Source organism: Alienimonas chondri, from assembly GCF_013036045.1.
Taxonomy (GTDB): Bacteria; Planctomycetota; Planctomycetia; order Planctomycetales; family Planctomycetaceae; genus Alienimonas; species Alienimonas chondri.
The window spans coordinates 1-1,366 of the sequence record NZ_WTPX01000326.1; the positions used below are offsets into that span (position 1 = coordinate 1).

Sequence of the window (1,366 nt, forward strand, 5' to 3'; positions counted from 1 at the left end):
CCCGGCGGCCGCCGGGGGCGGCAGCACGCCGACCGCCGCGATCGCCTGCGGCGGCAGGCTCAGGCTGTCCAGCAGCGAGGGGACGTTCGCGTCGGCGATCTTCAGCTTCAGCACGACGGGCCGATCCGTCAGACCGACCATCGCCACCCAAGAGAATTCGCGAACCCGCGTCCCCCGTTGCGTCTCCAATTGCGGCGCCGGATCGCACAGCACCACGTCGCCGGGTTCCAGCGGAATCTGCATGCCCGGCATGAACCGGGTGGCGCCGACCTGCTGGCCGTTGCGAATCAGCCGCACGGTGCGGTTCGCTTTGCCCGTCAGTCCGCCGGCCCGCTCCAGCAGCGAGGCGAGGTTCGGCTCGGAATAGGAGAACTCGTAGGTCCGCGGCCGCATCACGGCGCCGAGGACGGCCACCCGCACGGGGGCGGCGACTTCCTCGGAGTGATCGACCTGCCGCACGTCCCGGGCGCCGGCCCGGGCCGTCGCGGCACGTTGGGCCGCACCTCGTTGCGCCGCGGCACGCTGGGCGGCGGCCTGTTGGGCGGCCTGCTGACGGTAGGCCTGCTGCTGACGAAGCAGTGCCGCCTGCTGCTGCGCGGCCACCTGGGCCTGCTGCGGGGAGTACTGCCCCCGCGGGGCATAGTTCGCCGGCCCGGGTTGAGCGTTCGCGGGGGTCGCCTGGGAGGCCGAACGCGGCTGATCCGGAACGAGACCGAAGAACCCGCCCCCGCCGGCCGGCTGCGAGGCGGCCGACTGGTGAGGGGAGTCCGGAACGAGCTGCCCCGGCGCCGTATCCACGAAGCCCGCGGCGGCGAGCAACGCGGCGGGAACCGCGGCTTTGCGCACGGCGCGACGAACCGGGCCGGCCCAGGTCGTCGCCGACGCGGCGGAGATCCAAGAGCCAGAAAGCAGTCCGCGGTCAGCGGAGCGGCGTTTCAAGTTCATCGTCGGCCCGGTCCGTGGGAGGGATGCATGAGCCGAACGTCGGGTCCGGCGAGAAACGAACCGACGGCGCCGGCACACCCGTGCCGGCCCAAAGGATCGTCCCGCCTCACCCATCGGCCGCCCCGCACCGCCCGCATGACCCGAATCACCCCACCGGGAAATCCCGGAGCGAAATCCTTTGCTTCCCCAGCGTTCTACCGCCGCACGTGGCCCGCGTCGGCCCGCAGTTGGGCGAGTTCGCGGATCAGCCCCGCCGCGGCCCGCTTCTTCAATGCGGTCTTCTCGCCCGGCTGCGTGCGGGCGTCCACCTGGCCCAGACGAGTGAACAGGTCGACCACCTCCGCCGGCTCGCGGCCCGCGGCGACGGCGAGCGCCTCCGCCCGCTTCCGGCGGGCCTGCACGTCCGCCGGGATGCGTAGGT

The 1,366-nt window shown here is 73.1% G+C and carries 2 protein-coding genes; both read right to left on the reverse strand.

Features of this window, described 5'->3' with window-relative positions:
* On the reverse strand, window positions 1-939 hold a 939-nt coding region (locus LzC2_RS21435), incomplete at its 3' end, for a polysaccharide biosynthesis/export family protein (RefSeq protein WP_206678867.1).
* A 200-nt stretch (window positions 940-1,139) separates the two neighbouring features.
* A partial coding sequence (locus LzC2_RS21440) for a hypothetical protein (RefSeq protein WP_171190057.1) occupies window positions 1,140-1,366 on the reverse strand: 227 nt, incomplete at its 5' end.